Consider the following 6,000-nt stretch of genomic DNA (forward strand, 5'->3'; position numbering starts at 1 on the left):
AGCTGGAGCCGCCTCTCGCTCCATCAGATTGTGAGGTATTGTATTTATTCAACCTAAGGGTTGAGCCCTGCTAAGCAAAAAAGCCGCTATCCCGCTGCGAACAGCCCCCGGGTCACGAACTTCACGTAGGCGTCGATCACGTGGCCGGGCAGCGGGCCGGTGCCGCCCTTGCCGTCGTGGACGTAGCGCATGGCGAGGTACGAGCGCGCCGACAGCAGCATGTAGATCACCGCTTCCAGCTCCTGGTCGCTGTAGCCCTTGATCTCGCCGCGCTCGACCGCCCGGCCGAGAGCGCCCTTGTAGCCGTCGACCAGGATGCGGAAATGCTCGTCGTGGGCGTCGGGGGCGAAGATCTCGGCCTCGTACAGGATCCGGTAGAACGCCGGGTGCTCGTTCAGGTAGTCGAAGAACGCGCGGAACCGCGCCTCCTCGCGCTCGGCGCCGGTCAGGTCGTGGGCCAGCGACCGGCCGATGTGGTCCAGCATCTGCCGTCCCATGTAGGGCAGCAGCCGGTCCAAAACGTCCTGGCGGGTTTCGAAGTAGTTGTAGAACGTACCCTGCGCGACGCCGGCCAGCCGGGTGATCTTCGAGACCGACGCGTCGGCATAGCCGTCCTCGCCGACCACTTGAGCGGCTGATTCCAGAAGGCGTTTGTAGGTATCGCGCGCCTTTTCGTCCCGGGACAGTCGTCGTTGTTTGACAGGACGCAGCGGCGTGAGTTCCGACATCGATGATCCGGGCTGTTCTGGTCGCAGTTTCACTTACCCATCAGCAGCGGGGAGTGTACCAAGATCCGCGCGCAAAGGCATGTTGGATTTCAAGGTTTTGGGTGGTGCGGCACGGCTTGCGGCGCCGACTGGAAGCGGTCGCGCAGCACCCGCTTGAGCACCTTGCCGGAGGGGTTGCGCGGCAGGGCATCGACCAGGTGCAGCTCCCGGGGCACCTTGAAGCCGGCCAGGCGGGCGCGGCAGTGGGCCTGCAGCGCCGGATAGTCGAGGACGCCGCCGGGCTTGAGGGCCACGACCGCCACCGGGCGCTCGCCCCACTGCGGGTCCGGGCGGGCCACCACGGCGGCCTCGCTGACCTGCGGCAGCTCGTAGATCACCCGCTCGACCTCGGACGAGGCGATGTTCTCGCCGCCGGAGATGATCAGGTCCTTCTTGCGGTCCGTGAGGTAGAGGAAGCCGTCGGGGTCGAGGTAGCCGACGTCGCCGCTGCGGAACCAGCCGTCCGGCCAGAACGCCGCCGCCGTGCGCTCCAGATCCTTCCAGTAGCCCCTGGTGATCTTGGCGCCGCGCAGGCAGATCTCGCCCTCGCTGCCGGCGGGCAGGGCGGCGCCCGTGTCGTCGCGGATCTCGATCTCCACATGGGCGAGCGGCCGGCCGACCGAGCCGATCTTGGCGATCTCCATGCCGGCTTCCATGGTCGTGTCGCCGGAGCAGGTCTCGGTCAGGCCGTAGGCGTCGATGTAGCGGGCGCCGGGGAATGCCTCGGCGAACTCGCGGATCCGCGATTCCGGGGTGCGGTCGCCGCCGGCGATGCACCAGCGCAGGGACGAGACGTCCCACCGGTCGCGGCCGGGGCAGGCCAGCACGCCGTTGGTCATGACCGGCGCCATCCAGATGCCGGTGACCCGGTGCCGCTCGATGGTGCGCAGCACCGCCTCGGGGGTGAAGTCGCGGATGATCGTCAGGGTGCCGCCCATCCACAGCACGGTCAGGCCGGGCAGGTCGAACGCGCCGACGTGGTACAGCGGCCCGACCACGCACAGGCAGTCGTCGCGGGTCACCGCCAGGTCGACCACGTGGTCCATGCACTTCCAGTAGATGTTGGCGTAGTCGTGGGTGACACCCTTCGGCCGGTCGGTGGTGCCCGACGTGTACATCAGCCGGAACAGGTCCTCCGGCTGGCGCCGCGCCGCCGGGGCGGGTTCGGTGTCGCGGCCGGCGACGGCGCGCATGTCGGCCTGCATCGCGCCGGTGACCGGGACCACCCGGACCGCCGTCGCCGCCGTGGCGGGCAGCAGCTCGTCGTCGACGAAGACGATGCCGGCGCCGGCGTGGTCGAGGATGTAAGCGACCTCCGAGGCGGCGAGCCGGTAGTTGACCGGCAGCAGGACCGCGCCCAGGTGGCTGACGGCGAACGCCAGCTCAAGGAACGCCGGGCTGTTCTTCATCACCAGCGCCACGATGGTGCCTTCGCCGACACCCTCGCCGCGCATCCACCCGGCCAGCCGCAGCGCCCGGTCCAGCAGGTCGCGGTAGGTGATGCGGGCGTCGCCGTACAGGATCGCCGGCGCCTCGGGCCGCCGGTCGGCGTGGTAGCGCAGGAACGTCGTCAGGTTCTGCATCGGGCCGTTTCCTCGTGTCCGTCCGGCGCCCGAAAGTGGCGGTGGGGGAGGCGGTCGTCCGTCCTGATACCCCATCCCGCCCCCGGCGCGCCATCGGTGCCGAGGGTGCACGGGCCGACGGCGCGGCCGCACGCTTTCACGGCCGTCGGCAGAGGGCCGAGTCGATCCGAAGAGAGGTCAGCAGGGGTGCAGGCGCGGCCCGGTCGCGGACGAGCCGATGGGGCCGAAGGAGCTTACGCTCCGACGACCCCACCGGTTCCGGCCCGATCCATCCGTAGGTCGGCCGCCCCCGTCAGATGAAGAGGAACCAGTCGGACTGCAGTTGGCTGGTGTTCACGCCGGTCAGTGTCAGGGTGTTTCCGGTGCCGAGCGTGATGACCGCGTTGCCGTCGGTGTTGTTGGCCGCCGCGGCCTGCAGTTCGGCGAAGGTGTCGATCGAGGTGCCGTTCACGTTGGCCGTGATGTGGATCCGGTCGCCCGACGCTCCGGCGAAGTCGGACACCGTGTCCGCCCCGCCGTCGGCCTGGATCACCACGACGTCGTTGCCGTCGCCGCCGGCCATCAGGTCGGCACCCTTGCCGCCATACAGCGTGTCGTTGCCCTGGCCGCCGAACAGGTAGTCGATCGACTCAGTGCTCAGGTGGCTGCCTTCGCTGTCACCGCCGTACAGCACGTCGTTGCCCAGGCCGCCGTACATCGTATCGCCGCCCAGGTTGCCGTACAGCACGTCGTCGCCGAAGTTGCCGTACAACAGGTCCTGGTGCTGGCCGCCGAAGAGGGTGTCGTTGTCCTGTCCGCCGTACAGCGTGTCGACGCCCTGGTTCCCGTAGACCACGTCCGCGGCCTGGTTTCCGTAGACGACGTCCTGGTCGGCGCCACCGTATACGGTGTCGGATTCGGCTCCGCCGATCACCATGTCGTTGCCGGCTTCCCCGTACAACTCGTCGAGACCGCCGCCGGACGCGACCGTGTCGTCGCCCTCGCCGCCGAACAGCGTGTCGTCGCCGACGCCGAGCGAGATGAACTGGCTGGCGTCGTCGCCCGTGGCGTAGTTGTTGCCGGACCCGCCGCTGACCGTTGCGTTGCCGATGATCGACGCGAACTCGATGTTGTCGAGTTGCAGGGTCTTGCCGGTGATTGAGCGCATGTCGATGACGAATGCCTCGGACTGGCCGGTCCCGGTGCTGCCGGTGATGATGATCGGGTCGCTGGTGGTCGCCCCCGACGACTGCGTTGGCACGATGGTTCGGATGTCGAGGGTCGACGTGGTGCTCAACCGGTTCAGGAAGGTCCCGGCGTTGTTGACGAGGCCGGTCTGGCCGGTCGAGCCGCGGGCCTGGATGGCCGTGACCAGCGTGGCGCTGGCTGTGGTGCCGGACTGGGCGGTTGCGGGACCTTCGGAGGTGATGCTGACCGATGCCGGCAGGGTGGCGGTCACCAGGTTGCTGTTGTTGCCGGTGTTCTGGACGATTGCTGCGCTGCCGGCCGCACTGCCGTTGTTCGTGATGGTCTGCGAGGTGTTGGTCGCGATCACCGTCGGCGTTGTCGGGGTCACCACGATCGTTCCGGTGCTGTCGCCGCCGCTACTGCCGCCGCCGCCGCCGCCGCCGCCGCCGTTATCGGGCGCCGCAGCGATCGTCACCGTTGACTGGTTCGTGCCGGTGCTGGTCAGCGTGCCGTCGCTGAATGTCCAGTTGAGCGTGGCCGTCCCCACCTGGGCGGTTGCCGCGTTGGAGAACGTGATGTTCTGCAGGACCGTGTTGACCAGCGCGGTCGTCGGGATCGTGCCGTTGTTGGCGAAGGTGACCGTCAGCTGCCCGGCGGTCGTGGTGTCGAAGCTGGCGATGGTGTTGCCGCCGGACAGCAGATTGGTGCCGTTCTGGGTCACGCCACCGGAAGCGTTGAAGGCGAACGTATCCGACGTGACGGCACCGCCGTTGCGCACGATGACCAGCGAGCCGCCCGCGAAATTGCCGTTGGCGCCGTTCAGGGCCGCGAACTCGGTGTCCGAGACCGTGACATCGCTGTCGATGGTCGCGGCGGTACCGTTCTGGGTGAACGTGGCCCCGCCGTTCAGGCTGGAGAACACCGGGGCGTTGCCGACCGTCACGCTGAGCGCGGTCGACGCCGGACCGGCGTTGCCGGCGGCATCGGTCGCCACCGACGTGATGGAGTTGGCGCCGGCCGCCAGCGTGGTGGTGAAGGTGTAGGTCCAGTTGCCGCCGCCGTCTGCCGTGGTGGTTCCGACGGTGGTGCCGCCGAGCAGGATGTGGACGGACGCCGAGGCCTCGGACGTGCCGGTGAATGTCGGCAGGTTGTTGCTGGTTATGTTGTCGGTGCTGGACACCCCGGTGTCGCTGGCTGCCAGCAGATCCGGCGTGCCGGCGGTGGCCGGGGCCGTGGTGTCGACCGTCAGGCTGAGCGCGGTCGACGCCGGCCCGGCATTGCCGGCGGTGTCGGTCGCCTGGGTGGTGATCGAGTAGGTGCCTGCCGTCAGGGTGTGGGTGTACGACCAGGAACCGCCCGCTGCCGTCACGTTGTTCACGGTGACGCCGCCGACCAGGATGCTGACAATGTCGCCGGTGGTGGCGGAGCCGCTCAACTGCTGGGTGGTCGAGCTGGTGATGTTGTCGGTGCTGGACGCGCCGGTATCGCTGGCCGCCAGCAGGTCCGGTGTGCCGAGCGTCGTCGGCGCGGTGGTGTCGATGGTGATGCTCAGTGCGGTCGACACCGGACCGGCGTTACCGGCGGTGTCGGTCGCCTGACTGGTGATCGAGTAGGTGCCGGCCGTCAGGGTATGGGTGTACGACCAGGACCCGCCGGCCGCCGTCACGTTGTTCACGGTGACGCCGCCGACCAGGATGCTGACGATGTCGCCGGTGGTGGCGGAACCGCTCAACTGCTGGGTGGTCGCGTTGGTGATGTTGTCGGTGCTGGACACCCCGTTGTCGCTGGCCGCCAGCAGATCCGGCGTGCCGAGCGTCGTCGGTGCCGTGGTGTCGACCGTGATGCTCAGCGCGGTCGACGCGCTCGACTCTGTCGTGCCGTTGTCGGCGATGGCCGTGACGCTGTTGGCGCCGGCCGCCAGCGTGCTGGTGAAGGCATAGGTCCAGTTACCGCCGCCGTCCGACGTGGTGGTTCCGACGGTGACGCCGCCGACCAGGATGTGCACCGAGGTCGAGGCATCGGCGGTGCCGGCGATGGTCGGCAGGCTGTTGCTGGTGATGTTGTCGGTGCTGGACACCCCGGTGTCGCTGGCCGCCAGCAGGTCCGGCGTGCCCGGCGTCGCCGGGCCGGCGGAGGTGAAGCTGATGTTGTCGAGGCCGATCCGATAGCTGACGGAGCCGGTGTACGACACGGTGAAGCTGGTGACGCCGGTCCAGTCGGTGGGGGTTAGCGTTGCTACCGAACCAGCGAGGGACCCGCTGTCGTCGGCGATTACGACCGCGGTTCCGGTGTTCGGGGTGAAGACGTAGTTGCCGCTGCCGGTATTGTTCGCGAACTCCCCGATCTGGAACTGGGTGATGTTGACGGCGCTGCCGAAGGTCAGCGTGTAGGTGACCGTGTTGCCGATGACGCCGGCATCGAGAAAGCCGGAGCTGACGCCGGCCATGGCGGTGCCGTCGCTCCTGACGACATCGATCGTCGTG

General features: G+C 68.5%; 3 protein-coding genes. All 3 read right to left on the reverse strand.

Annotation, left to right across the window (positions count from 1 at the left end):
* Nucleotides 1-86 precede the first annotated feature (86 nt).
* Nucleotides 87-728, reverse strand: a complete 642-nt coding sequence (locus RIC54_RS01435) for a TetR/AcrR family transcriptional regulator (protein WP_350084654.1) — start codon at nucleotides 726-728, stop codon at nucleotides 87-89.
* Between the two features lie 89 nt (nucleotides 729-817).
* On the reverse strand, nucleotides 818-2,350 hold the full coding sequence (locus RIC54_RS01440) for an AMP-binding protein (RefSeq protein ID WP_350084653.1): 1,533 nt from the start codon (nucleotides 2,348-2,350) through the stop codon (nucleotides 818-820).
* Between the two features lie 292 nt (nucleotides 2,351-2,642).
* The coding region (locus RIC54_RS01445; protein WP_350150443.1) for a beta strand repeat-containing protein at nucleotides 2,643-6,000 on the reverse strand (3,358 nt) is incomplete at its 5' end.

Source organism: Thalassobaculum sp. (assembly GCF_040219215.1).
Lineage (GTDB): Bacteria > Pseudomonadota > Alphaproteobacteria > Thalassobaculales > Thalassobaculaceae > Thalassobaculum_A.

What these genes read in the sequence shown, in the direction of transcription:
- RIC54_RS01440 (WP_350084653.1), bottom strand. Translation starts at nt 2,350, where the DNA reads ATGCAGAACCTGACGACGTTCCTGCGCTACCACGCCGACCGGCGGCCC.
- RIC54_RS01435 (WP_350084654.1), bottom strand. Translation starts at nt 728, where the DNA reads ATGTCGGAACTCACGCCGCTGCGTCCTGTCAAACAACGACGACTGTCC.